This window comes from Alcanivorax sp. HI0083, from assembly GCF_001635175.1.
The window spans coordinates 1-491 of sequence record NZ_LWFX01000738.1 but is presented as its reverse complement, the minus strand read 5'-3'; the positions used below and the strand labels follow the sequence as shown (position 1 = coordinate 491).

Annotated in this window: 1 protein-coding gene; it reads right to left on the bottom strand. The window is 61.5% G+C overall.

Going from position 1 to position 491, the window contains the following annotated elements; translation table 11 throughout:
* A partial coding sequence (locus A3754_RS07235) for a TonB-dependent receptor domain-containing protein (protein WP_156496884.1) occupies positions 1-491 on the bottom strand: 491 nt, incomplete at both ends.

Genomic DNA, 491 nt, shown 5'->3' with positions numbered 1-491 from the left:
GACACCGGCTTTGAGATAGAGTTTGCGATAGCGGGCCGTCAGTTGCAGGTCGGTGGTGCGGTAGTGATCCAGTTTGCGGTACTCATTGTCCACGTCACCGTCGTAATGACGATCGCCCACGTAGCGGTGGCTGATCTGGGCGGACAGCCAGGTGAGCGCCTGCCAGTCGGCAATCAGTTCCATGGTGTGTTCGGGCACCAGGGGCACGTCGTTGCCGCTGAAAGGGCCGCCATCAAAACGGGCTTGCTGGGCGCTGGCGTTGGCAGTGAAGGTGATGTCCTTGTCCAGCCGCCAGCGGGAGTTGATGCTGACCCCTTTGTGTACCGTGCGGTCGTCCAGATTGCGATTGGCGAAAGCGATGGGGTCGTAAACGATTTCGTTATCAATCTCGGCGCGCCAGAAGGTCAGCGTGGAGTGCTGGCGCCCCTGCGACCAGCTGGCCCCGGTGGTATAGCTGTGGCCGGTTTGCGGGTCGATGGGCGGGTTGAACG